At 68.8% G+C, this 23,606-nt stretch carries 24 protein-coding genes and 1 pseudogene; 9 read left to right on the forward strand and 16 right to left on the reverse strand.

Annotation, left to right across the window (positions count from 1 at the left end; translation table 11 throughout):
• Positions 1-63: 63 nt before the first annotated feature.
• The 4 genes from OCL97_RS09620 to OCL97_RS09635 form a co-directional block, all read right to left on the reverse strand.
• Positions 64-744 carry a hypothetical protein gene (locus OCL97_RS09620; RefSeq protein ID WP_377369675.1) on the reverse strand — a complete coding sequence of 227 codons (681 nt, stop codon included), beginning with the start codon at positions 742-744 and terminating at the stop codon, positions 64-66.
• The gene (locus OCL97_RS09625) at positions 741-974 is read right to left on the reverse strand and encodes a hypothetical protein (protein ID WP_377369677.1); all 234 of its coding nucleotides are present in this window, start codon (positions 972-974) and stop codon (positions 741-743) included. Before OCL97_RS09625 ends, OCL97_RS09620 begins: the two co-directional genes overlap by 4 nt.
• Complete coding sequence (locus OCL97_RS09630; RefSeq protein WP_377369679.1) at positions 971-1,357, reverse strand: hypothetical protein; 387 nt, start codon at positions 1,355-1,357, stop codon at positions 971-973. The genes OCL97_RS09625 and OCL97_RS09630 overlap by 4 nt, the downstream gene beginning before the upstream one ends.
• Positions 1,358-1,483: 126 nt before the next feature.
• The gene (locus tag OCL97_RS09635; RefSeq protein WP_377369681.1) at positions 1,484-2,284 is read right to left on the reverse strand and encodes a DUF2306 domain-containing protein; all 801 of its coding nucleotides are present in this window, start codon (positions 2,282-2,284) and stop codon (positions 1,484-1,486) included.
• 64 nt (positions 2,285-2,348) lie between these two features.
• Between OCL97_RS09635 and OCL97_RS09640 the strand changes: the two genes are divergently transcribed.
• The gene (locus OCL97_RS09640; RefSeq protein WP_377369683.1) at positions 2,349-3,395 is read left to right on the forward strand and encodes an AraC family transcriptional regulator; all 1,047 of its coding nucleotides are present in this window, start codon (positions 2,349-2,351) and stop codon (positions 3,393-3,395) included.
• Here the strand turns inward: OCL97_RS09640 and OCL97_RS09645 are convergent.
• Positions 3,392-3,814, reverse strand: coding sequence for a hypothetical protein (locus OCL97_RS09645; protein ID WP_377369685.1), 423 nt, complete (start codon positions 3,812-3,814; stop codon positions 3,392-3,394). The genes OCL97_RS09640 and OCL97_RS09645 overlap by 4 nt on opposite strands.
• 148 nt (positions 3,815-3,962) lie before the next feature.
• Here OCL97_RS09645 and OCL97_RS09650 point away from each other — a divergent pair, with 148 nt between their 5' ends.
• A complete protein-coding gene (locus OCL97_RS09650) occupies positions 3,963-4,907 on the forward strand; it encodes a DUF808 domain-containing protein (RefSeq protein WP_377369687.1) in 945 nt (314 codons plus the stop codon).
• Positions 4,908-4,990: 83 nt separating this feature from the next.
• Here OCL97_RS09650 and OCL97_RS09655 read toward each other — a convergent pair.
• The 5 genes and pseudogenes from OCL97_RS09655 to OCL97_RS09675 form a co-directional block, all read right to left on the reverse strand.
• Positions 4,991-5,263: pseudogene (locus OCL97_RS09655) on the reverse strand (YciI family protein); the annotation flags it as partial.
• Between the two features lie 119 nt (positions 5,264-5,382).
• Positions 5,383-5,793, reverse strand: a complete 411-nt coding sequence (locus OCL97_RS09660) for a VOC family protein (protein WP_377369689.1) — start codon at positions 5,791-5,793, stop codon at positions 5,383-5,385.
• Between the two features lie 97 nt (positions 5,794-5,890).
• Complete coding sequence (locus OCL97_RS09665; RefSeq protein WP_377369691.1) at positions 5,891-7,147, reverse strand: RNA polymerase sigma factor; 1,257 nt, start codon at positions 7,145-7,147, stop codon at positions 5,891-5,893.
• Positions 7,144-7,515: a YciI family protein gene (locus OCL97_RS09670; RefSeq protein ID WP_304783130.1), complete on the reverse strand. Its 372-nt coding sequence runs from the start codon at positions 7,513-7,515 to the stop codon at positions 7,144-7,146. The genes OCL97_RS09665 and OCL97_RS09670 overlap by 4 nt, the downstream gene beginning before the upstream one ends.
• Positions 7,516-7,609: 94 nt before the next feature.
• Positions 7,610-8,203: a TetR/AcrR family transcriptional regulator gene (locus OCL97_RS09675; protein WP_377369693.1), complete on the reverse strand. Its 594-nt coding sequence runs from the start codon at positions 8,201-8,203 to the stop codon at positions 7,610-7,612.
• Between the two features lie 70 nt (positions 8,204-8,273).
• Here OCL97_RS09675 and OCL97_RS09680 point away from each other — a divergent pair, with 70 nt between their 5' ends.
• Positions 8,274-9,461 carry a serine hydrolase domain-containing protein gene (locus OCL97_RS09680; protein WP_377369695.1) on the forward strand — a complete coding sequence of 396 codons (1,188 nt, stop codon included), beginning with the start codon at positions 8,274-8,276 and terminating at the stop codon, positions 9,459-9,461.
• Between the two features lie 8 nt (positions 9,462-9,469).
• On the opposite strand, the gene OCL97_RS09685 is transcribed toward OCL97_RS09680, so the two are convergent.
• From OCL97_RS09685 to OCL97_RS09695, 3 genes are all read right to left on the reverse strand, one after another.
• Complete coding sequence (locus OCL97_RS09685; RefSeq protein WP_377369697.1) at positions 9,470-10,141, reverse strand: hypothetical protein; 672 nt, start codon at positions 10,139-10,141, stop codon at positions 9,470-9,472.
• Between the two features lie 84 nt (positions 10,142-10,225).
• Complete coding sequence (locus OCL97_RS09690) at positions 10,226-10,894, reverse strand: HAD family hydrolase (protein WP_377369699.1); 669 nt, start codon at positions 10,892-10,894, stop codon at positions 10,226-10,228.
• Positions 10,895-11,005: 111 nt separating this feature from the next.
• Positions 11,006-12,598 (reverse strand): isocitrate lyase, encoded by a 1,593-nt coding sequence (locus OCL97_RS09695; protein ID WP_304783114.1) that lies wholly within the window; start codon positions 12,596-12,598, stop codon positions 11,006-11,008.
• A gap of 146 nt (positions 12,599-12,744) precedes the next feature.
• On the opposite strand from OCL97_RS09695, the gene OCL97_RS09700 reads away from it, so the two are divergent.
• Positions 12,745-14,154: a helix-turn-helix domain-containing protein gene (locus tag OCL97_RS09700; protein WP_305705162.1), complete on the forward strand. Its 1,410-nt coding sequence runs from the start codon at positions 12,745-12,747 to the stop codon at positions 14,152-14,154.
• Between the two features lie 129 nt (positions 14,155-14,283).
• Positions 14,284-16,428, forward strand: coding sequence for a malate synthase G (locus OCL97_RS09705; RefSeq protein ID WP_377369701.1), 2,145 nt, complete (start codon positions 14,284-14,286; stop codon positions 16,426-16,428).
• 96 nt (positions 16,429-16,524) lie between these two features.
• On the opposite strand, the gene OCL97_RS09710 is transcribed toward OCL97_RS09705, so the two are convergent.
• Positions 16,525-17,436 (reverse strand): aminoglycoside phosphotransferase family protein, encoded by a 912-nt coding sequence (locus tag OCL97_RS09710; RefSeq protein ID WP_377369703.1) that lies wholly within the window; start codon positions 17,434-17,436, stop codon positions 16,525-16,527.
• Between the two features lie 111 nt (positions 17,437-17,547).
• On the opposite strand from OCL97_RS09710, the gene OCL97_RS09715 reads away from it, so the two are divergent.
• The gene (locus OCL97_RS09715) at positions 17,548-19,032 is read left to right on the forward strand and encodes a flavin-containing monooxygenase (RefSeq protein WP_377369705.1); all 1,485 of its coding nucleotides are present in this window, start codon (positions 17,548-17,550) and stop codon (positions 19,030-19,032) included.
• Here OCL97_RS09715 and OCL97_RS09720 read toward each other — a convergent pair.
• Together OCL97_RS09720 and OCL97_RS09725 are read right to left on the reverse strand one after the other, a co-directional pair.
• The gene (locus OCL97_RS09720; RefSeq protein WP_377369707.1) at positions 19,029-19,523 is read right to left on the reverse strand and encodes a GNAT family N-acetyltransferase; all 495 of its coding nucleotides are present in this window, start codon (positions 19,521-19,523) and stop codon (positions 19,029-19,031) included. The genes OCL97_RS09715 and OCL97_RS09720 overlap by 4 nt on opposite strands.
• Complete coding sequence (locus tag OCL97_RS09725) at positions 19,520-19,837, reverse strand: MazG nucleotide pyrophosphohydrolase domain-containing protein (RefSeq protein WP_377369709.1); 318 nt, start codon at positions 19,835-19,837, stop codon at positions 19,520-19,522. Before OCL97_RS09725 ends, OCL97_RS09720 begins: the two co-directional genes overlap by 4 nt.
• A 192-nt stretch (positions 19,838-20,029) precedes the next feature.
• Between OCL97_RS09725 and kduI the strand changes: the two genes are divergently transcribed.
• From kduI to OCL97_RS09740, 3 genes are all read left to right on the forward strand, one after another.
• Positions 20,030-20,875: a 5-dehydro-4-deoxy-D-glucuronate isomerase gene (gene kduI / locus OCL97_RS09730; RefSeq protein WP_377369711.1), complete on the forward strand. Its 846-nt coding sequence runs from the start codon at positions 20,030-20,032 to the stop codon at positions 20,873-20,875.
• 6 nt (positions 20,876-20,881) lie between these two features.
• Complete coding sequence (kduD, locus tag OCL97_RS09735; protein WP_377369713.1) at positions 20,882-21,637, forward strand: 2-dehydro-3-deoxy-D-gluconate 5-dehydrogenase KduD; 756 nt, start codon at positions 20,882-20,884, stop codon at positions 21,635-21,637.
• A 97-nt stretch (positions 21,638-21,734) separates the two neighbouring features.
• Positions 21,735-23,309, forward strand: coding sequence for a L,D-transpeptidase family protein (locus OCL97_RS09740; RefSeq protein WP_377369715.1), 1,575 nt, complete (start codon positions 21,735-21,737; stop codon positions 23,307-23,309).
• Positions 23,310-23,606 lie beyond the last annotated feature (297 nt).

The following is a 23,606-nucleotide window of genomic DNA, read 5'->3' on the forward strand; positions in this document are numbered from 1 at the left end:
AGACGCCCCGGCGCCGGCCGCGACCTGGGTGACGTTCAACGCCTAGCGTGGCGGTCCAGGCGGTCACATTCCCTTGGCGATCGGCATGCCGCCCGGAGGCGGCCCGACGCCGCCAAGCCCCTGCAGCATCTGCTGGGCCTTCTGGGCGACCGGTTGCGGCGCCTTTTCCGGAGTGTTCTCGGAGAGCTGGTAGACCCAGTTCACGAAGATGCCGAAGAAGGCGAGGGAGACCACCAGGATCAGCAGGCCGGTGACCGAGGAGCGCAGGGAAATCTTCCCACGCTCCAGGCTGAGCACCCCATCGGAGGCCAGGCTGGCCTGGCCGGTGGCGGCCAGGCGCGAGGCGGCCAGCAGCTGGAGGCCGGCCAGGGCCACCCCGGAAAGGGTGATGGCGACCACCATCCACAGCATGACGTTGCCCTGGAACTGCTGTTGCACATAGGCGGTGCGGCGGATGCGGAAGTCATCCAGCAGCAGGGCGCGGTAGGCGTGGTTGTAGCAGACCGACGAGACCCGATCGACGAGGTCGGGGGTCTGCTCCATCACCGGAACCGGAGCCAGTTGATCCTTCCAACAACGCTCGAATGCGGTGGGGGTGGCGGGCGTCGTGGGGGGCGGCGCCGGGCGCGTGGTCCAGATGGCCATCAGGGCGGCCAGCACCAGCAGAACCGAGATGAACAGGATGACCTGTACACCCCGCCGGCTGAGGGCGCCGCCGGGTTCGGCCTGGGCTGGGGGCTTCATGGCAGGACCACCTCGCCGATGGCGGCGCTCCCCCGGCGGGTGGGACACCAGCAGGAGGCGCCCGGCGCGGCATAGGCGTTGATTCGGCACTGACCCACCGGTGTCCGGCACAGGGGGGCGGCGGTGGGCGGGCTATCGTTCACGCCGGGGACGGAGACGCCGGGGACAGTAAGGCAGCTGGCCAGCAGCGCGGCGGTGGCGGTCAGTAGGAGGGCGAGGCGGACGGTCACGGGGCCACGACCTTTCCGGTGGCGAAAGTCTCATTGGTGGGACACCAGCAGGCCTGGCCAGCGGCGGCCACGACATTGACGTTGCAGGAGCCGAGGTCGGTTCTGCAGATCAAGGATCCGGGGGTCAGGGGGATCAGGGATGGCGTCCCCGGGACGCGAAGGCCGCTTCCTGCGTAGCCGTTTCCGGCGCTGGCTGGTCCGGTAAGGAGGTCGGGGTCGAACGGCTTGACGAGGGCGCTGTTGCGGCTGTCCAGTTCCTTGGTCCGGTCCGCGCCTATGCGCAGGTCGGCCAGCATGTTGGCCAGGAACCCCTGAGCCCGGGACTGTCCGGCGACCGCCAGCCCCAGCCCCAACGCCATGATCGCTATGACTGCGATGCGCATCCTCACCCCCTCAGGTCGAGTGAAGGTCGTCTCGGCGAACCGCCTTGTCAATTCCGCAAGGCGGAGCTTGGGCTCATGAGTCCCCATGCCACGCGTGGCGAAATGGGCTTGCCCCGGGCGTCGGGACTAGAGACGCGGCAGCCACATCCCCATCGCCACCAGCAGGACGCCCATGGCCGTCGCCAGGCTGAGAACGAGCAGAAGCGCGGCCATGGCGCCCTTGGCGCGCGCGCCGCCCCGCGCTCCGGCCGCCAGGTAGAGCTCCAGGATCGCCAGGGGCAGGAGCACGTGGGCGAAGGCCAGGAAGATGTCGAAGGGGCCGTCGAAGGCGGCGGTGTGCCCCACCGGGCCCTGGTTGGCGGCGAACCACAGCATCATGCCCAGTCGGTAGAACCAGACGGCGTTGATCACCACGAAGAGGCGCAGGGCCCAGCGCCGGTGGCTGACGAAGGCCCGCGCTCGCGCCGTGCGCCAGGCCTGGGCGGCGAAGGTCAGGACCAGGGCGGCGTTGAGGGCGTTGCCGACGGTCATGTAGGTCCCCGCCACCGCGCCGCGGGTCAGCGCGATGAAGAGGCCGCTCGTCGCCGCCACGACCGCGACAGCGACGAACAGACGTCCGTTCCACCGGTGCAGCCAGGGCGCGCGGGCGCGAATCTGGGGGACCAGTTGCAGCCCGCCGCTGAGGGTGACGATGAAGGCCGTCGCCAAATGGGCGCCGAGCGCCAGGTTTCCCCGCATGTCGCCGGCGACATAGCCGTGGCCGTCGGGCAGCACCCGGTTCCAACGGCTGAGGTCGCCCCCCGCCAGGCCCGCGCCATAGAGGGCGGCGATGTAGGCGCCAAAGGCCCACAGCCCCGCGACCGCGACCGCGTACCAGAGGGCAGCTGAGGCCCGCAGCAGCCGTTCGGCTTTCGGCGCGGTGGACATGACTTTACTCTCCCGGCCGGTGAAGCTTCCTTGTGCGACCCTAGGGGCGCGCGCCGGAGCGTCGATGACCGCAGGACCCAGACTTGTGACCCCAGGGATCAACCGCACTGACCCGCCCACCGTCTCGGCGGGCTACGCCCGGGCGCTGCTGGACTTCGCGGTGTCGCTGGGGGCTGGGCGGGCCCAACTGCTGGCGCGGTCGGGGATCGCGCCCGACGCCCTGACCGACCGGGACAATCGCGTGCCGCTGGCGAGCTATGTGGCCCTGATGCGGACCGCCAAGGCGATCTGCGAGGCCCCGGACCTCGGCCTGCGGTTCGGGGCGGGGACCAACTTCGAGGAGGTGTCGCTGGTGGGGCTGATCTGCCGCGCCGCCGGGACCATGGGCGAGGCCTTGCAGCAGTTGAACCGCTACCGGCGGCTGATCGCCGAGGTGGACCTGGGGGGCGGGGAGCGGTTCGAACTGGTCCCCCAGGACGGCGGCCTGTGGCTGGAGGACCGTCGGCCCGACCCGAACGCCTTCCCGGAGCTCACTGAGGAGACCTTCGCCCGCTTTGTCTGCGAGGTCGCGCGCGGCTACGGCGACATCCCCTTCGTGACGGCGGTGGAGGTGACCCATGCCAGGCCCACCCATGCCGCGGCCTATGAGGCGGTGCTCAAGGCGCCGGTGGTGTTCGGCGCGGGGCGCAACGCCCTGCGGATCGAGCCGTCCTGGCTGTCGCTGAAGACCCACGGCGCCAACCAGTATGTGTTCGGCATCTTCAACGACCGGGCGCAAGCCCTGCTGGCGCGGCTGGAGGCCACCCGCACGGTGCGCGGCGAGGTGGAGCGCCTGCTGATGCAGCGCCTCCACCTGGGGGCGGCCGGCATGGCGGCGACGGCCAGGGCCATGAACCTCAGCCGCCCGACCCTCTATCGCCGGCTGAAGGCCGAAGGGGTGAGCTACGAACAGGTGCTGGACGAGCTGCGCCAGGAGCTCGCCAAGACCTACCTCGCGCGGCTGTCGGTGAATGAGACCGCCTACCTGCTGGGCTTTTCCGACCGCAGCGCCTTTTCGCGGGCATTCAAGCGGTGGACCGGACAGGGGCCGCGCGGCTGGAAGGACGGCTAGGCCCGGCGCAGCACGCCGCTGGCCATGAGCGGCGTGAGCAGGCCGGTCATCAGCAGGGTGTTGGAGACCGCGTTGAGGCCAAAGCCGGTGGCGACGGAGATGCCTGAGTCGATCACGTACCAGACCACCGCGCTGGCGAGCACGCCGCGCCAGGTCGGGCCGCCCGCCGCGCCCAACTTGTGAGCTGCGTCGAAGGTCACGAGCAGGGTGAGCGCCCAGCCCAGGGTGACGGCCCCCATCAGCCCGAGGGCGAAGCGCATCTGGGCGTTCAGGACCAGGTCCTCGGGGCCGTTCAGCACATCGAAGAGCAGGCGGGTCGGACCGCTCGTGACCTCGAACCCTGCCCCGGCCAGAACCAGACCGAACAGGGCTACCGCCCAGCCCCAGACCGTCAACCAGTTGCGCCAGAATCTCGACATCGCTTCGCCTCCCGTTTCACCTGGGATCAGACTAGGGGCCGGGCGGAAGCGGCGCCATTACCCGCCAGGTCATGGCCGCGGCGTTTCCGCTTGGAACCTCGGCTGTTTTCACCGATTGGAGGCGGATCAACCTTTGAGGGACTGACCGATGGCTTCCGGCCTTGCGGCGCTGCTGGACGACGTTGCGGCGATCGCCAAGATCGCGGCGGCCTCGGTGGACGACGTGGCCGGCGCGGCGGGCAAGGCCGGGTCCAAGGCCGTGGGCGTGGTGGTGGACGACGCCGCCGTGACCCCCGGCTACGCCATGGGCTTCACCCCGGACCGCGAGCTGCCCATCGTCTGGAAGATCGCGCTGGGCTCCCTGCGCAACAAGTTCATCTTCCTGCTGCCCGGGGCCTTGGCGCTCAGCGTCTTCGCGCCCTGGCTGGTGACGCCGCTGCTGATGATCGGCGGGACCTATCTGGCCTTTGAGGCCGGCGAGAAGATCCTGGAGGCCTTCGTGCCGCACGAGGCGGGCGAGGAGATGGAGGAGCTGGCGCTCAGCTCCACCGCCCTGGAGGACCAGAAGGTCGCCGGCGCCATCCGCACCGACCTGATCCTGTCGGCGGAAATCATGTTCATCGCCCTGGCCGACCTCGCCGGGCGGCCCTTCCCGATCCAGGCCGTTGCCCTGGCTGTCGTGGGCCTGGCGATCACGGTCGGCGTCTACGGCATGGTGGGCCTGCTGGTGAAGATGGATGACATCGGCCTGCACCTGGCGAAGGGCGGCACACGGGGCGGCCGCGCCCTGGGACGGGGCCTCGTGAAGGCCATGCCGGTCCTGCTGTCCGGCCTGGCGACCATCGGCACCGCGGCCATGCTGTGGGTCGGCGGCGGCATCCTGGTGCACGGCCTCGAGCACTACGGATGGATGGCGATCCCGCACCTGGTGGAGGGTCTTTCCCATTGGGCGGGCGCGGCGCCCGGCGTCGGCGCGATCACCGGCTGGCTTGGCTTCGCGGTGGGTTCAGCGGTGGTGGGCCTGGTGGCCGGGGCGGTGATCGTCGGCATCGTGCACCTGGTCCAGAAGCTCCGGGGCGGCGGGGAACACTGATCCTCAGTCGGGTGTTCCGGCTGCAGGGCGCGGACCTCGATGGGCAGGGTGATGGCCTTGGCGAAGCGGCCCCCCCAGGCCAGGGCGGCGGTCTCGTCGGCGACCTCGATGACCGTGAACCCGCCGATCTGCTCCTTGGCCTCCACGAAGGGGCCGTCGGTGACCTGGACCTCCCCGTCCTGCAGCTTCAGCACCTTGGCGCCTGAGGGCGGCGTCAGTCCCGCGGCGAACACCCGGGCGCCGGCGGCGGTGAGGTCGGCGTTGACCTTGGCCAGGTCGCTCATGATGGGGGCCAGGAACTCGGCAGACGGGGCGGGGCCGTCGGGCTGGATGATGCTGAACAGGTAGCGGGGCATGGGCGGTCTCTCGTGACGCTGGGCCGACGCGACCCTGCAAACTCGACGAACGGGCGGGGCTGAAATCGACAGGCTCCGGCGTGTTCCTTCCCCGTAAGCGGGGAAGGAGCATCGTGGCCTCAGGCTGGCTGTTCCGCAGGCTGGTTGAAGGCCCAGTGGACGCCGAACGGGTCGACCATGGCGCCGTAATAGTCGCCCCAGAACATCACCTGCGGCTCGGAGGTCGGCTTGCCGCCCGCGTCCACGGCGCGCTTCCACCAGCTGTCGAGGTCGGCGACCACCAGCTGCATGGTGAAGCTGTGCGAGGGCTGATGGCCGTAGCCGCTCTCCGGGAAGGCGTCGCTGAGCATCAGGGAGCCGCCGTTAATCTCCAGGTGGATATGCATGAAGCGCTTGCCGTCGTCGGCGGGCATACGGCGCAGCTCCTGGGCGCCGAAGGCCTTCTGGTAGAACTCGGCGGCGGCGCCCGCGCCCTCGACGCTGAGATAGGGGATGACGCCCTTGAAGACGGGATCGAGGGTCTGGGTCATGGCGATGCTCCAAGTGCGCGCCCCTGCGGCGCGACGGTCTCAGGACGAATGGCGAGACCCCGATCCGACATCGAATGGCGTTTTCGCTGCATCTGACTCAGGCGCTCCTGGCGTGGTCCTGCTGCAGTCGGTCCAGGTGCATGCGGATATGGGCCGCTTCGGCCGGCGTATTGGCCAGCGCGATGGCGCGGTTGAAGGCCTCGCGGGCGTCGTCGGTGCGGCCGAGCTGCAGCAGCAGGGCGCCGCGGGCGCCGAAATAGTGGAAGTAGCCGCCCAGGCGATTGGCCAGGGGCTCGATCATGTCCAGCGCCGCCTGGGCCCCGCGCACCTTCGACACCGCCACGGCGCGGTTCAGGGTGATGACGGGGGAGGGGGTCATGATCTCCAGCGTCGCATAGAGGTGGTCGATCTGGGCCCAGTCGGTGTCCTCGAACCGGGCGGCGCGGGCATGCAAAGCGGCGATGGCGGCCTGCACCTGATAGGCGCCCGGCCGGCGGTGGCGCATGGCCTTGTCGATCAGGGCCAGGCCCTCGGCGATGTTGCGCGCGCTCCACAGCGAGCGGTCCTGGTCCTCCAGGAGGATCACGTCGCCGGCGGCGTCGAAGCGGGCCGCCGCACGGGCGTGTTGCAGGAGCAGCAGGGCGGTCAGGCCCATGATCTCCGGCTCGGCCTGGAACAGGCGCAGCAGCAGGCGCGAAAGCCGGATGGCCTCTTCGCAAAGTGGGCTGCGGGCGGCGATCTCCGCTCCGCCGGCCGAATAGCCCTCGTTGAACAGCAGGTAGACCATGGCCGCCACGGCGCCGAGCCGCTCGGAGCGCTCCACCGCGCCCGGGGTCTCGAAGGGCACGTCGGCGCGGGCGATCTTGGCCTTGGCCCGGGTGATCCGCTGCTCCATGGCGCTCTCGCCCACCAGGAAGGCGCGGGCGATCTGCTTGACGGAAAGCCCCGAGACGATCCGCAGGGCGACGGCGATCTGTTGGGTGGGTTGCAGATCTGGATGGCAGCAGATGAACAGCAGCCGCAGGATATCGTCGCGGTAGTGCGCCCCGTCCAGCCGGTCGGCCATCGGGGTTTCCACGTCGTCGAGGTCGGAGATCAGGTCCTCCGGCGGAAGGGCCGCCTGCTTGGCCTGGCGGCGGACCTGGTCGATGGCGGCGTTGCGGCCCACCATGATCAGCCAGGCGGCGGCGTCACGGGGCGGGCCGTTTTCGGGCCAGGACTTCAGCGCCCGCAGGCAGGCGTTCTGGAAGGCCTCCTCGGCGGTGTCGAGGTCGCGGAAATAGCGCAGCAAGGCGCCGACGGCCTGAGGCCGGGCGGCGGTGATCGCCTGCTCGATCCAGGCCAGGTCGCTCATGCCACGTCGCCGCCCGGCAGGAAGAGGCGGATCGGGCGGATCTCGTAGCCGCCGCCCGAGCCGGGGTTGGCCTTGGTGAGCTCCTTGGCGGTCTCGATGGCCTCCTCAAGGTCCTTGCATTCCAGGACGTAAAAGCCGAGCAGCTGCTCCTTGGTCTCCACGAAGGGGCCGTCGGTGATCAGGCCGCCCTCGCGGTGCAGGCTGGTGGCCGCGGTGGTGGGAAGCAGGCGCAGCGAGGGGCCCAGGCGGCCCTGGGCGTGCAGCTTCTGATGGACGACGTCGAGGTCGGCCATGACCTTGTCGTCCTCTTCCTGGCTCCAGGAATAGACGATCTCTTCGGAGTTGTAGCAGAGGATGGCGTAGAGCATCTGGGCGTCCCTGATCGAGGCTAGGACGAACGAGTATGCCCGCACCCGACAGGGGGCCGAAGAAAAGAAGACGGCGGGCCGCCTGCGAGGCCCGCTAGCGCGGACGGGCCGCCAGGGCCGCGAAGGCTGAATAGAACACCTCGTCGGGGACCAGGTCCGGGGTCATGAACCGCTGGAACAGCAGGCCCTCGGTGAGGGCGTGGATCACCACCACCAGGGTCTCGGGCGCCATGGGGCTGTCGCCGGCCTCCATGATGTCGGCCAGCCAGGCCGCGCCGCCGGCATAGCTCTGGGCGGTGATCTCGCGGACCTGGGCGCGGACCTCCTCGTGGTTGAGGGTGTGGGCCATGCCGCTGAGGCGGGCCGGGGCCGCCAGCCGCAGGTCCGGGACGGCGGCCAAGGTCGCTTCGGCGAAGGCGCGCATGATCTCGGGGAAGCTGGAGCCTGGCGCGATCACCGGCTTGATGGGCGCCCAGTCGGTCTGGGCGATGGCGAGGAACAGATCCTGGCGGTTCCTGAAGTTGCCGTAGATCGCCCCGCTGGTCATGCCGGCGCGGCGCGCCACCTCCTCCAGGGTGACCGCCTCGAACCCCTTTTCGCGGGTCAGCTGGCGGGCGGCCTCCATCAGGGCGGCGCGGGTGCGGGCGCGCTTGTCGCCCTTGGGCCTGCGGCGGGTCTCGTCGGTCATGGGAGGAATCTAGGGCGTTGCCAATTAATAGGAAGTCTATTTTATAGGAGGCATATTTTAAGGAGTCGGCATGGACGCGATCGAAAAGGCCCTGGGGGCGGTGGTGGCGGCCGGGGAGCTGGCCGGCGCCGTCGGCCTGGTCTGGCGGGGCGGGGAGGCCAAGGTCGCCGCGGTCGGATGGCGCGATATCGAGGCCGGGCTGCCGATGCAGCGGGACTCCATCTTCCGCATCGCCTCGATGTCCAAGCCCATTGTCTCGGCGGCGGCCATGACGATGCTGCAGGAGGGCCGCTTTTCCCTGGAGGACCCGATCTCCCGCGTGGCGCCGGAGTTCCTGGCCATGCGGGTGCTGCGCGATCCGGACGGGGCGCTGGACGACACCACGCCCGCCGATCGCCAGATCACCTTCGAGGATCTGCTGACCCACCGGGCCGGCCTGACCCAGGCGGGCTTCCACACTGGCCCCATCGACGCCGCCCACCGCGCGGTGCTGGGGCCGGACCTCGACAGCCCGTTGTCGCCCGACGCCTGGATCGCGGGCCTGGCGTCCCTGCCGCTGGTGGGTCAGCCTGGGGCGGCCTTCACCTATGGCCGGTCCACCGACCTGCTGGGCCTGCTGCTGGCCCGGATGGAGGGGGCGCCCCTGGAAGAGGTGCTGCGTCACCGGGTGTTCGAGCCCCTGGGCATGACCGACACTGGTTTCTCCGTGCCGCCGGAGACGCGCCATCGTCGCGCCGGGCTCTACGGCTTCGACATGGAGGGCCGGCTGAAGAAGCTGCCCGCCGTGCCGGGCGGCGCGGCTTTGCCTGAGCGACCCGACGACATGGAATTCGCCTCGGGCGGGGCAGGGCTCTGGTCGACGGTGGACGACTACCTGGCCTTCGCGCGGACCTTCGTGGACGGACGCCTGCTCTCGCCGCAGACCCTCGCCCTGATGACCACCAACCGGCTGACTGAGGCCCAGCGGCTCGGAACCCTGATGTTCGGCATGCCGACCTTCGGCCCCGGCTGCGGCTTTGGCCTGGGGGTCGCGGTGACGATGGATCCGGCCACCGCCCCGGTGATCCGCGGCAAGGGCGGGGCAGGCACGGTGGGCTGGCCGGGCGCCTATGGCGGCTGGTGGCAGGCCGACCCCACCGACGGCTCGGTGGCCATCCTGCTGATGCACAACATGCTGGAGCTGGAGCAGCTGACTATGGGCTATGGCCTCGGCGGCTACGGCGCGATCATGGAGTTCCACGCCCTGGCGACGGCCTAGAACCCGCTCTAGCTCTGCTCGAAGCGGACGCGCTGGTTGGTGTCGGGCCCGAACAACACAGCGGTCAGGAACAGGAAGATGAATTCCGCCGCCAGCAGCCGCCAGGCGCCGGTCTGTTCCGCCACGCTGAAGGTCTCCAGCGCTTCCCGGCCGAAGTACAGCCAGGCGCCTCCCTCGACCACCAGGGCGGCCATCCCCCAGCCCACGGCGTCGAGCACGGCCTTGCCGGCCGTCCAGGCGGCCCGCAGCCTGAAGAGCAGGCCAATCAGCCCCAGCCACCATGGCGCCCACAGCCACCCGGCCAGCATCGCCGAAAGCGGCTCGGCCCAGTCCGGCAAGGCGGCGACCAGGGCGGTGATCAGGCTGCGCGGCGCCTGCGGCTCGAGGATCAGCGCCAGATGCGGGACCGCATAGAGGGCGGCGAACACCAAGAAGAAGGGGGCCATCCAGAACGCCGGCCGCCCATGGACCTTGCGCCAGGCCTTCACCTCCGCCGCCTCCGCCGGGTCCTGGCGGGCCTTGGCCGCCCGCCGGGAGGCCTTCTCGCGAGGCGCCGGGTCGGCGGGCCTCGGTCGCCGCGCGGCCAGGGCGGCCAGCGCCCCCTTGAGCCGAGCCCAGAGCGTCGAGAAACCCGAGGGCTCGGGTCCGCTGACCGTCGGTTGGTTTTGTTTGCCGTCCATGCCTTCCCCCCGGAAGCCTCCAGGGCAGGTTGCACCATTCGAAGAACGGCGTCACGCGAGTTGGGACGTCGCCTGGACGACGAACTAGCGCCCAGGCTCACCAACCACATCGCGGACCTCATGGAGGTCGTGGACGACAAGGACGCAGAGCGCGCGAATGTCCTGCGTCGGCGCCATCAGATCCGGCGCCATGACGGTCATCATGCCGGCCGCCGCCGCCGACCGGACGCCGATGTGGGAGTCCTCAAGGGCCAGGCAGAGCCCGGGTTCGACGCCGAGCCGCTCAGCGGCTTTCAGGAAGGGATCGGGCGCGGGTTTGCCGTTCTCGTAGTCGCCGCGGCAGACGATCTCGTCGAAGCGCTCGGTCAGGCCGTGCGAGGCCAGGTGACGATCGACGCTCGCGCGGGATGAAGAGGTGGCGATGGCGCGCGGCAGCCGGAGCTGGTCCAGGGCGTCCAGCAGTTCCAGAACGCCGGGCTTCATGGCGGGCCGGTTTTCAGCCACCAGCCAGAAGTGCCGCCGCCAATCGGCGTGGAAGTCCTCGAACAGGAAGTCCTCGCCGAAGTGCGATCGGAACAAGGGCCCGCATTGCGACCGCCGCACGCCGATCGACCCGTTGTAGACCGCGTCCGGAATCGTGTGCCCAGCCTCGGCGGCGGCGGCCAGAAGCGCCTCCTGCCACAGCGCCTCTGTATCGAACAACAGGCCGTCCATATCGAAGATCACGGCGCGTGGGCGATGGGGCAAGGTCATGCGGCGCCTCGTCTGCGGGTGCGGCTGAGTTAGCACCCGCGTCGGCCCAAGCAAAACGGCCCGGAGCGTGAGCTCCGGGCCGTCCTGTTCTTATCCTTAGATCAGGTCGCTTTAGGCGAACTGGCCCATGGTGTTGTGGACGCCGCCGGCCTTCAGGGCCGCTTCGCCGGCGAAGTATTCCTTGTGGTCGTCGCCGATGTCGGAGCCCGACATGTTCTGGTGCTTCACGCAGGCGATCCCTTCGCGGATCTCCTTGCGCTGGACGTTCTTCACGTAGCCCAGCATGCCCTGCGAGCCGAAGTATTCCTTGGCCAGGTTGTCCGTGGACAGGGCCGCGGTGTGGTAGGTCGGCAGGGTGATCAGGTGGTGGAAGATGCCCGCGCGCTTGGCGCCATCGGCCTGGAAGGTGCGGATGCGTTCGTCGGCTTCCACGGCCAGTTCGGTGGTGTCGTAGTCCACGCTCATCAGCTTGTCGCGGTCATAGGCCGAGACGTCCTTACCGGCCGCCTTGTAGGCGTCATAGACCTGCTGGCGGAAGTTCAGGGTCCAGTTGAAGGACGGGCTGTTGTTGTAGACCAGCTTGGCGTTGGGGATCACCGCGCGGACGCGGTCCATCATGCCGGCGATCTGCTCGACGTGGGGCTTCTCGGTTTCGATCCACAGCAGGTCGGCGCCGTTCTGCAGCGAGGTGATCGAGTCGAGGACGCAGCGGTCTTCACCGGTGCCTTCGCGGAACTGGAACAGGTTCGAAGGCAGGCGCTTGGGACGCAGCAGCTTGCCGTCGCGGTTCAGGACCACGTCGCCGTTCTTCATGTCGGCCGGGGCGACTTCTTCGCAGTCGAGGAAGCTGTTGTACTGGTCGCCCAGGTCGCCCGGGGTGGTGGAGACAGCGATCTGCTTGGTCAGGCCGGCGCCGAGCGAGTCGGTGCGGGTGACGATGACGCCGTCTTCAACGCCCAGTTCGAGGAAGGCGTAGCGGCAGGCGCGGACCTTCTGCAGGAAGTCCTCGTGCGGCACGGTGACCTTACCGTCCTGGTGACCGCACTGCTTTTCGTCGGAGACTTGGTTTTCGATCTGCAGGGCGCAGGCGCCGGCCTCGATCATCTTCTTGGCCAGCAGGTAGGTGGCTTCGGCGTTGCCGAACCCGGCGTCGATGTCGGCGATCACCGGGACGACGTGGGTCTGATAGTTGTCGACGGCGTCGATGATGGCCTTTTCCTTGGCCTTGTCGCCGGCCGCGCGGGCGGCGTCGAGGTCGCGGAACATGCCGCCCAGTTCACGGGCGTCGGCCTGGCGCAGGAAGGTGTAGAGCTCTTCGATCAGGGCCGGCACCGAGGTCTTCTCGTGCATCGACTGGTCGGGCAGGGGGCCGAATTCCGAACGCAGGGCGGCGACCATCCAGCCCGACAGGTAGAGGTAGCGGCGGTCGGTGGTGCCGAAGTGCTTCTTGATCGAGATCAGCTTCTGCTGGCCGATGAAGCCGTGCCAGCAGCCCAGGGACTGGGTGTACTGCGAGGAGTCGGCGTCATAGGCCGCCATGTCCTTGCGCATGATGCCGGCGGTGTAGCGGGCGATTTCCAGGCCGGTCTTGAAACGGTTCTGGACGCGCATGCGGGCCACGGATTCGGCGTCGATCGCCTCCCACGGACCCTTCTTCGACGAGATGAGCTGGCCCATCTGAATGATATGATCTTGGTACGCCATGTCGGCCTCGATGCCAGGAGTGATGTTGAGCGGGGCGATAGCAGAGCCGCTCACGCCTTGGGGAGAGCCTGCGAGGTCTAGTTGTCGAACTTTACGCGGCGTCGTTGTCATGTTGTAATGTTTCGACAACAGGATTTGTAATTAACATGGTCGCTGAACGCCGCCTCTATGTGGGGCCAAGCCTGCGCCGCCTGCGTCGGGACCTTGGCCTGACCCAGGCCGACATGGCCCGCGACCTGGAGGTCTCGGCCTCCTACGTCGCCCTGCTGGAGCGCAACCACCGGCCGCTCAGCGCCGAGATGCTGCTGCGCCTGGCCCAGACCTACAAGCTGGACATGTCGACCCTGGCCGGGACCAGCGGGGCCGACGAGACCGCGCGGCTGCAGGCGGTGCTGAAGGACCCGATGTTCGCCGACATCGACCTTCCGGCCCTGGAAACCTCTGACCTGTCGGGCAACTTCCCCGGTATCACCGAGGCCCTGCTGAGGCTCTACACGACCTATCGCGAGGAGCAGTTGGCCCTCGCCGACCGGGGTGCGGAAACCCATGAGACCGGCGGGGAGGGGAGCGACGCCACCGATCCCGTCGCCGAATCCCGGCGCTTCCTGGCCGCCCGGCGCAACAGCTTTCCCAGCCTGGACGACGCCGCCGAGCGGATCGCCCAGGGCGTCGCCGGACAGGACAACCTGGTGGGATATCTGAAGGCGCGGCATGGCCTGCGGGTTCGCCGCATGCCGTCGGCCGTCATGGTGGGCTCGATCCGGCGGCTGGACTGGCACCGCAAGGAGATCCTGCTGGACGACGGCCTGGATACGGCCAGCCAGATGTTCCAGCTGGCCCTGCAGCTGGCCTATCTGGAAATGCGCGACGAGGTGGACGCCGTCCTGGCCGAGGGGACCTTCGTCACCGAGAGCGGCGAGCGCCTGACCCGGCGCGCCCTCGCCAGCTATGCGGCGGCTGCGGTGATCATGCCCTATTCGGCCTTCGCCCGGGCGGTGGAGGCCCGCCGCTACGACGTCGAGGCCCTGGCGCGGCAGTTCGGCGCCAGCTTCGAACAGACCGCCCACCGGCTGACGACCCTTCAGAAGCCGGGACAGGAGCGGGTGCCGTTCTTCTTCATCCGCGTCGATCCGGCCGGCAACGTCTCCAAGCGCCTGGACGGGGCGGGCTTCCCCTTCGCGCGGCACGGCGGCGGCTGTCCCCTGTGGTCGCTGCACCAGGTGTTCAAGACGCCCCGCGAGATCGTCACCCAGTGGCTGGAACTGCCCGACGGCCAGCGGTTCTTCTCCATCGCCCGCACGGTGACGGCCGGCGGCGGGTCCTTCGGCAGTCCAAGGGTGGAGCGGGCCATCGCGCTCGGCTGCGCCGCCGAGCACGCGGGCAAGCTGGTCTACACCCAGGACCTGCCGCCGGAGGCCGCGACTCCCATCGGGGTGACCTGCCGCCTGTGCCACCGCACCGAATGCACGGCCCGCTCGGCGCCCCCCATCGGTCGCCAGATCCTGCCCGACGACATCCGCCGCACCAGCCTGCCCTTTGGCTTCTCCGACAGCTGAAACTTCGGCCCTCCCTGAAAATGGGGGCTTCAAAGCCGCGCGCTTCCGTGCAGTAAAGCGCCCGTTGAGTGGGGCGCGTCGCCGGTGCGGCGAGCCCTTGAACGCCCAATTCGAGAGCCCGGTACGCACATGGACATCAGCAGCACCCTGACCGTCGACGACATCCTGCACGCCTTTGTTGAGCAGGAGCTGCTCACCGGCACGGGGGTGGAGCCGGCGAAATTCTGGGCGGCCCTGGAGTCCATCCTGGCCGACTTCACGCCGCGCAACGCCGAGCTGCTGGCCCGCCGCGACGCCTTGCAGGTTGAGATCGACGCCTGGTGGAAGGCGCGCAAGGGCAAGGATTTCAGCGTCGCCGAGGAGATCGCCTTCCTGCGCGAGATCGGCTACCTGCTGCCGGAGCCCGCGCCCTTCGAGATCTCGACTGTCAACGTCGATCCGGAGATCGCAAAGGTCGCCGGTCCGCAGCTGGTGGTGCCGGTTTCGAACGGGCGGTTCGCCCTCAACGCCGCCAACGCGCGCTGGGGCAGCCTCTATGACGCCCTCTACGGCACCGACGCCCTGGAGCCGCCGACCGGCGGCAAGGGCTATGATCCTGTGCGCGGGGCCAAGGTGGTGGCCTTCGCCCGTGGTCTGCTGGACCGCGTGGCGCCCCTGGCGAGCGGCTCGCATTCGGACGCCACGAGCTATGTGGTCAAGGACGGCGCCCTGGCGGTCGGCCTGAAGGACGGCGCAACCACCGGCCTGAAGGACGCGGGTCAGTTCGCCGGCTGGCGGGGATCGGCGGAGGCGCCGGAGGGCGTGTTGCTGGCCCACAACAGCCTGCACCTGGAGATCCAGATCGACCGCGCCCACAACATCGGCAAGGACGACGCCGCGGGCGTCTCCGACGTGCTGGTGGAGGCCGCGCTGACCGCCATCCAGGACTGCGAGGATTCCGTCGCCGCCGTCGACGCCGAGGACAAGGCCCAGGTCTACCGCAACTGGCTGGGTCTGATGCGCGGTGACCTGTCGGCCAGCTTCCAGAAGGGCGGCCAGACCGAAACGCGGCGCCTCGACGCCGACCGCACCTATGCCAGCGCCAAGGGCGGCGAGCTCACCCTGCGCGGCCGCAGCCTGATGCTGGTGCGTAATGTCGGCCACCACATGCTGCTGGACGCCCTGCGCTTCAACGGCGCGCCGGTGTTCGAGACCGTGGTGGACGCCCTGGTCACCGTCACCGCCGCCCTGCACGACATCAAGGGCGCGCGCCGCAACAGCCCGGCGGGTTCGGTCTATGTCGTGAAGCCCAAGATGCACGGGCCCGACGAAGTGGCCCTGGCGGTTCGCCTGTTTGATTTGGTGGAGGACGCGCTCGGTCTCGAACGCAACACCGTCAAGCTGGGCATCATGGACGAGGAGCGCCGCACCAGCGCCAACCTGGCCGCCTGCATCCACGCCGCCCGCGAGCGGATCGTCTTCATCAATACCGGCTTCCTCGACCGCACCGGCGACGAGATCCACACCGCCATGGAAGCCGGCCCCGTGGTCCGCAAGGACGCCATCAAGGCCGAGCCCTGGCTGCCGGCCTATGAGAAGCGCAATGTCGAGATCGGTCTGGCCACGGGCTTCCCCGGCAAGGCGCAGATCGGCAAGGGCATGTGGGCCGCGCCCGATCAGATGCAGAACATGCTGGCGACCAAGGGCGGCCACCCCAAGGCCGGGGCTAACACCGCCTGGGTGCCGTCCCCCACCGCGGCGGTTCTGCATGCCCTGCACTATCACGAGGTGGACGTGCCTGGTCTGCAGTCGACCATGGCGGCCGCGAAGTCCGCCACCGGCCTCGACGACCTGCTGACCCCGCCACTGGCGCGTTCCAACTGGAACGCCGAGGACATCACCCAGGAACTGGACAACAACGCCCAGGGCATCCTCGGCTACGTGGTGCGCTGGATCGACCAGGGCGTCGGCTGCTCCAAGGTGCCGGACATCCACGATGTGGGCCTGATGGAGGACCGCGCCACTCTGCGGATATCCAGCCAGCACATCGCCAACTGGCTGCACCACGGCGTCTGCACCGAGGCCCAGGTCCGCGAGACCTTCGCCCGCATGGCCAAGGTGGTGGACGGTCAGAACGCCGGCGACGCCCTGTACCAGCCGATGACCGGGAACCCCGACAGCGTGGCCTACCAGGCGGCGCTGGAACTGGTGTTCGAGGGACGGTCGCAGCCCAACGGCTACACCGAGCACATCCTGTCGCGGCGTCGCCGGGAGCGTAAGGCTCAGCTGGCTTAGGGCGCGCTCAACAAAGTCCGTCATCCCGGACGCCGACAGGCGATCCGGGACCCAGGGGCCCAGCGCTCCGCCCCTGGGTCCCGGCTCTCCGCTGCGCTACGGCCGGGATGACGTGGTGTGCTCCCCCACCAGATCCACAATGATCGCGCGGCTCCTCGCCATCTCCTCCTCGCTCGACCCCGGCAGCCCCGCCGCCACGATCAGCGCCTTCCAGATCGTCCAGCCTCGGCCTCGGGCCCAGGTCCCCTGATCCAGGGGCAAGGCCTCGCGAAACGCCGCGCGGGCTTCCCCGTGCAACAGCGTCCAGGCGATGGCCAGGTCGCAGGCCGGGTCGCCGACGCCGAGGATGCCGAAGTCGATGACGGCGCTGAGCCTGCCGTCCCGCACCAGCAGGTTGCCGGCCGCCACGTCGCCGTGCAGCCAGACGGGTGGGTTGGTCCATTCGGCCGCCAGGGCCTGTTCCCAGATCGCCAACGCCGCCGCGCCGTTGATGCTCGCGCGCAACTCCTCGATCGCCTTGCGGGTCTGGTCGTCATAGGTCGCCAGCGGGCCGCCACGGAAGAAGTTGTGCTGGCCCGCGGCCGGCCCGTCGGTCACGTCGATGGCCTGCAGCACCGTGAGGAACCCCGCCAGGTCGCGGGCGAATTGCGGCAGGTCTGGGATGCGCTCCAGGCTGGCGGTCTCCCCCTCGATCCAGCGATAGACCGACCAGGGCCAGGGATAGCCTTCGCCCGGTTCCCCCAGGCCCACCGGCTCGGGAATCGGCAGGGGCAGCTGCGGGGCCAGCCTCGGAAGCCAGGCCTGCTCCTTCTCGACCTGGGCCACATAGGCCCGTGCGCTGGGCAGGCGAACGCTCATCTCGTCGCCAAGGTGGAAGGTGGTGTTGTTCTTGCCGCCGAAGATCACCGGGCGGACGGGCAGGTGGGCCCACTGCGGAAACTGGCTGGCCACCAGGCGGCGGACGAGGTCGGTGTCGAAGGGAATGCGCTTGGACTTGGTCTCGGTCATCAGCCGATGTTTCCACCCGCTGGCCAAGCTTGGCGAGTGCGGCGGCGTGGGGGCTTCCTTTCCGCGCGCGGCATGTGTCTATGCTGCCACGCAACATTTCGAGGATCGGGTATGGCGAACGAACATTTTGACGTGGCAGTCGTCGGCGCGGGCCTGTCGGGCATTGGCGCGGGCTACCACCTGCAGGCCAACTGCCCCGACCGGTCCTATGTGATCCTGGAGGGCCGCGACGCCATCGGCGGCACCTGGGATCTGTTCCGATATCCGGGCATCCGCTCCGACAGCGACATGTTCACCCTGGGCTACGCCTTCAAGCCGTGGACCCAGGCCAAGGCGATCGCCGACGGCCCCTCGATCCTGAACTATGTCCGCGAGACCGCTCGCGAGCACGGCATCGACCAGCACATCCGGTTCAACACCCAGGTGAAGGGCGCCTCCTGGTCGACCGAGGACGCGGCCTGGACCGTCGAGGTGGAGAAGGACGGCAAGCGCAGCCACGTCACCGCCAACTTCCTGTTCCTGTGCGGCGGCTACTATTCCTATGCGGGCGGCTACACCCCGGAGTTTCCCGGCGTCGAGAGCTTCAAGGGCCAGCTGGTCCATCCGCAGAAGTGGACCCCGGACATCGACCACGCAGGCAAGAAAGTGGTCGTGATCGGCTCGGGCGCCACGGCGGTGACCCTGGTGCCGGAGATGGCCAAGACCGCGGCCCACGTCACCATGCTGCAGCGCTCGCCGACCTATGTCGTGGCCGCGCCGGGCGAGGACAAACAGGCCAACTGGCTGCGCACCAAGCTGCCGGCCAAGCTCGCCTACGCCATCACGCGCTGGCGCAAGGTGCTGTTCGGCATGGTCTTCTACAACTACGCCCGCAAGCAGCCGGCCAAGGTGAAGGCCGGGATCATCGAGATGGTCCGCAAGGAGATGGGCCCCGACTACGACGTCGCGACCCACTTCACGCCGACTTACAATCCCTGGGATCAGCGCATCTGCCTGGTGCCGGACGCCGACCTGTTCACGGCGCTCAAGAGCGGCAAGGCCGAGGTGGTGACCGACCATATCGAGACCTTCACCGAGACCGGGATCAAGCTGAAGTCCGGCAAGGTATTGGAGGCCGACATCGTGGTCTCGGCGACGGGCCTGGTGCTCCAGGCGATGAACGGCCTGAAGCTCACGGTCGATGGCCGGGTCATCGATCCCGGCAAGACGCTCTCCTACAAGGGCATGATGTATTCCGACGTGCCCAACCTGGCCTCGGCCTTCGGCTATACGAACGCCTCGTGGACGCTGAAATGCGACCTGACCTGCGAGTATGTCTGCCGCCTGCTGAATCACATGAAGAAGACCGGCAATCGCCAGGTCACGCCGCGCAACGACGACCCGAATATCGGCGAGGTCCCGTGGCTGGACTTCTCGTCGGGCTACGTCCAGCGGGCCATGGCCAGCTTCCCAAAGCAGGGGACCAAGGCGCCCTGGAAGCTGCATCAGAACTACGCGCTCGACCTGATGAACCTGCGCTTCACGAAGATCGAGGACGGGGTGCTGGCCTTCACCAACAAGGCGGGCGCCAAGGCGCGGCGGCTGGAGGCGGCTTAGAGCTTCAGGCGCAGCAATAGCATCGCCTCGCCGTCCTCGACGAACTCGCGCAGGGGCGTGAACCCCACCACCTTCGAGCAGGCCAGCGCCGCCGTGTTGGCCAGCTCATGGGCGATATAGGCGGTGGTCTGAGCGAAGTGGGGCAGGGCGAGGCCGCGCACATAGGCGTCCAGCATGGCGCGGCCCAGGCCGCGGCCGAGGAAGGCCGGCTCACCGATATGGAGGTCCAGGCTGATCCCGTCGGTCTGGCCGTCGGCGGCGTCGGGCCAGTCACGGTTGCGATAGGCCTGCAGGTAGCCGAAGTCGGCGCCGTCGCTTTGCGCGACATGGCAGATGATCGGCTGCTCGCCCCGGACACGGGGGCCATACTTGGTGGCGACATCCTCCAGGGTCATCGGGGTCTTCTGGACGAAGCGCCGGACGTGGGGCTCAGCCAGCCAGCCGGTCAGCATCGGAAAGTCGGCGGCCGCCAGCGGCCGGAAGGCGATCATGGCCGCAGCCGCGCCTCCAGCTCGTCCATCGTGCCCAGGAAGCTGGCCTCCAGGTCGACCTCATAGAGCCGGGCCAGGGTCATGACACTCCACAGACAGTCAGCCAGCTCATGGGCCAGCTTGGCCTTGGCGTCGGGTATCGCGCGCACGCCCTCAGCAGCCTGCACCAGCTTGGCGAGGTCGCCGACGTCGCCCATAAAACCCAGGGCCACCTCCTCGGCGGTCCAGGGCCGGCCATAGCGCTGAGTTTCCAACTCGGCATAGAGCCGGCGGATCGCCCAGGCGCGCTCGTCGAGATCCTTGAAGTCGGCCATCTGCTCTCTCAAACCCGCACACCGACAGAGTTCATCGCCGGACCAGCTCGAGCAAGCCCGAGAGCGTTGCGCGCAGTAATGACACCGGTTACCTTGAAGTCGGGCGGGCGGTCGACCCCCGCCTTCCGAGACGCTTGCGTCGCGGCCGCGCACGCCCGCGAGCGAGCAGGAAAGACCTACAAGGACCTGATCATGTTCAAGAAAACCTACCACGCCACCCATCCGGACATGATGAAGGGCGCCGGCAATGACGATCTGCGCGACCGCTATCTGGTGCAGGACCTGTTCGTGGCCGACACGGTCAGCCTGAACTACAGCCACAACGAGCGGTTCGTGATCGGCGGGGCGGCTCCGGTGGCCGGACCGGTGAAGCTGCCGGCCCAGAGCGAGCCGGCGTCGGCCGCCGGCCATCCGTTCCTGGAGCGCCGCGAACTGGGTGTGGTCAATGTCGGCGGGGCCGGGAGGATCACCGTCGATGGCCAGGCCTTCGACATGGCCCCGCGCGACGGGCTCTACATCCCGATGGGGGTGGTGAACGTGACCTTCGAGAGCGTGGACGCCGCGAACCCGGCCAGGTTCTACCTGGCCTCCACGCCCGCCCATAAGGTCTGCAAGCTGCAGCACATCGCCATCAGCCAGGCCAACCCCCTGGAGCGCGGGGAGGCGGCGACCTCCAATGAGCGCACCATCTACCAGTACATCATCCCGGGGATCTGCGAGTCCGCCCAGCTGCTGCTGGGGGTGACCTTCCTGAAGCCGGGCAGCGTCTGGAACACCATGCCGCCGCACCTGCACGACCGCCGTTCGGAGATCTATTTCTATTTCGACCTGGCCGGGGACAATAAGGTCTTCCACTTCATGGGCGAGCCGGACGCCATGCGCCACGTCGTGGTCGGCGCCGATGAGGCGGTGATCAGCCCGCCCTGGTCGATCCACATGGGGGCGGGAACCTCCAACTACGGGTTCATCTGGGCCATGGGCGGGGAGAACCTCGATTATACCGACATGCACGTCCTCGACATCTGCCAGCTGAAGTAGCGCTGGATGTCTCCCTTCGATCTGACCGGCAAGACCGCCATCGTCACCGGGGCCAACACCGGCCTGGGCCAGGCCATCGCCGAGGCCCTGGCCACGGCCGGCGCCGACATCGTGGCCGTGGGTCGCACCCCGCCGGTGGACACCCGCTTCGCCGTCGAGGCCCTGGGCCGCCGCTTCCACGACATCTCGGCCGATCTCTCCACGATGGAGCCCATCGGCCGCATCGTGGCCGAGACCGTCCAGCATTTCGGCGGGATCGACATCCTGGTGAACAACGCCGGGATCATCCGCCGCAACGACGCCGTCGACTTCACGGAAGACGACTGGGACACGGTGATGGACGTCAATCTGAAGACCACCTTCTTCCTCACCCAGGCGGTGGGGCGCCGCATGATCGAACAGGGGCGAGGGGGCAAGATCGTCAATATCGCCTCGATGCTGTCCTACCAGGGGGGCATCCGGGTGCCGTCCTATGCGGCCAGCAAGAGCGGGCTGGCGGGGATCACCAAGGCCCTGGCCAACGAGTGGGCGGCCAAGGGGATCAACGTCAACGCCATCGCGCCGGGCTACTTCTCCACCAACAACACCACCGCCCTGCGGGCCGACGAGGACCGATCGCGCGATATCCTGGCCCGCATTCCGGCCGGACGTTGGGGCACGCCGGCCGACATCGGCGGGGCGGCTGTGTTCCTGTCGTCCTCGGCGGCCGACTATGTGCACGGGACGCTGCTGGCCGTGGATGGCGGCTGGCTCGGCCGCTGATCCGCCCGATTTCCAAGATCACCTGCGAGGTGAGCCACCTAGTCGCGGCTCGCGCGTTGCCCCATAGCTGGGGCCGTAAAAGCGTGGACTGGATTTGATGGTGTTCGGGGGCGGTGACGCCATAGGGCGTCCGGGGGGCGAGGCCGAACCGGCGCGGGCGACGCGCCGGCAGTTTGGCGCGTGGGCCCTCGGCATGGGGCTGGCGGCGCCCACGATAGCCAGCGCGCAGCTTCTGCCCAATCCCACCGTGGACCCTCGCGTCCTGCAGTCGGTGGCGACCGATCCCCGCCTGATCCGCTTCTACGCCCTGCGCGGCTGGACCCCGGCCTGGACCGATGACGAGGCCAGGCAGTTCTCGCAGGCGCTCGACGGCGCCGTCCGTCACGGCCTGGACGGCGACGCCTTCCGGCCGCCCGCCGCCCGCGATCCGGCCAGCCGCGAGGCTGGACTGACGCTCGCGGCGCTGACCTATGCCGACGCCCTGGCGCGCGGCCTCGTGGATCCCACCAAGCTTTTCAAGCTGTTCACGCTGGAACGTCAGACCGTGGACGTGGCGCCTGGCCTGTCCCAGGCCCTGGACCGCCGGGAGATCGGCGCCTGGCTCGACGGGCTCGCGCCGCGCGACGCGGAGTACAAGACCCTGTCGGCGGCCTATGTGGCGCTGCGGGCTCAGATCGGGCAGGCAGGGGTCTCGGCCATTCCCCAGGGCGGCGCGATCCAGCCGGGCGGCCAGGACTACCGCGTCCCGATGATCGCGCAGCGGCTCTATGACCTGGGCTACCTCACCGGTCCCCCCATGGCCTCCCAGACCTTGTCGGCGCCGATCTCCGAGGCCCTGAAGCTGATCCAGGCCGAGAACGGCATGCAGCCGACCGGCCGGGTGGGGAACACGACGGTGGCGGTGCTGAACGCCGGGCCGACCGACCACGCCCGCCAGCTGGTGCTGAACCTGGAGCGCCGCCGCTGGCTGCGCCGGGAGGCCCCGGCGACCCGCATCGACGTCAATACGGCTGCGGCCTTCCTGACCTTCTACCGCGACGGCGCCATGGATTGGGCGGCGCGGACCGTGGTGGGCAGCGCCAACCGTGCGACGCCGAGCCTGCAGTCGGCCTTCAGCCAGCTGGTGGTCAATCCGCCCTGGAACGTGCCGGCCAGCATCGCGCGGGCCGAGATCCTGCCGCGCGGCGCGGCTTATCTGCGTCGGCAGAACATGTACGTCACCGGCGGCCGGGTTGTGCAGAGGCCGGGGCCGACCGCGGCCCTGGGCCTGGTCAAGTTCGACATGCAGAACCCCTACGCCATCTATCTGCACGACACTCCGTCCAAGAGCCTGTTCGCCCGCGCCGCCCGGCACCGCAGCCATGGCTGTGTGCGGGTGGAGAACGCCGTGGAGTTCGCGCGTCACCTTTCGGAGCTCTATGGCGCTTCGGAGCGCTTCGAGGAGGTCCTGGCTTCGGGGAAGACCGGGGTCGTGCCGCTGGCGGCCATCATTCCGGTGCGGCTGCTCTACCACACCGCCTTCGTCGACCATCAGGGCAAGGTGGTCTTCCGCTCCGATCCCTATGGCTGGGACATCACCCTGGCCACTGCGCTCGGCCTTGACCGCCCTCGCTCGACCCTGGACCCGGAAGAGGCCACGCCCGACCCCGATACCGCCCCCCTCGGTCCGTAGAGGCTGAGGCCAGATTTGGGGCGAGTGGCTGCCGCACGCCTCGCCGCGGCGCGCCCATTTCCCCGTTTTCGCGAGCGTTCTCGGGCCACTGCACAGCTTTCGCGCAGGGACCGCTCGCGTTTGAAGCGACCGGTCTTGCGAATACGACAGAACCGTGGCTATTCTCATTGCCACCGGTGTCAGAGACGTTTAGCCGTCAATGACACCGGTGTCATAAATGGGGAAACGCGAGGAGCGCCGGTCAGGCGCCTTCCACCTGACGGTCTCACGCCGCTGGTGGCTTCGCACAGGGAGGGA

Origin of the sequence: Phenylobacterium ferrooxidans (assembly GCF_042714595.1) — a bacterium.
In the GTDB taxonomy this organism is placed as follows: domain Bacteria; phylum Pseudomonadota; class Alphaproteobacteria; order Caulobacterales; family Caulobacteraceae; genus Phenylobacterium; species Phenylobacterium ferrooxidans.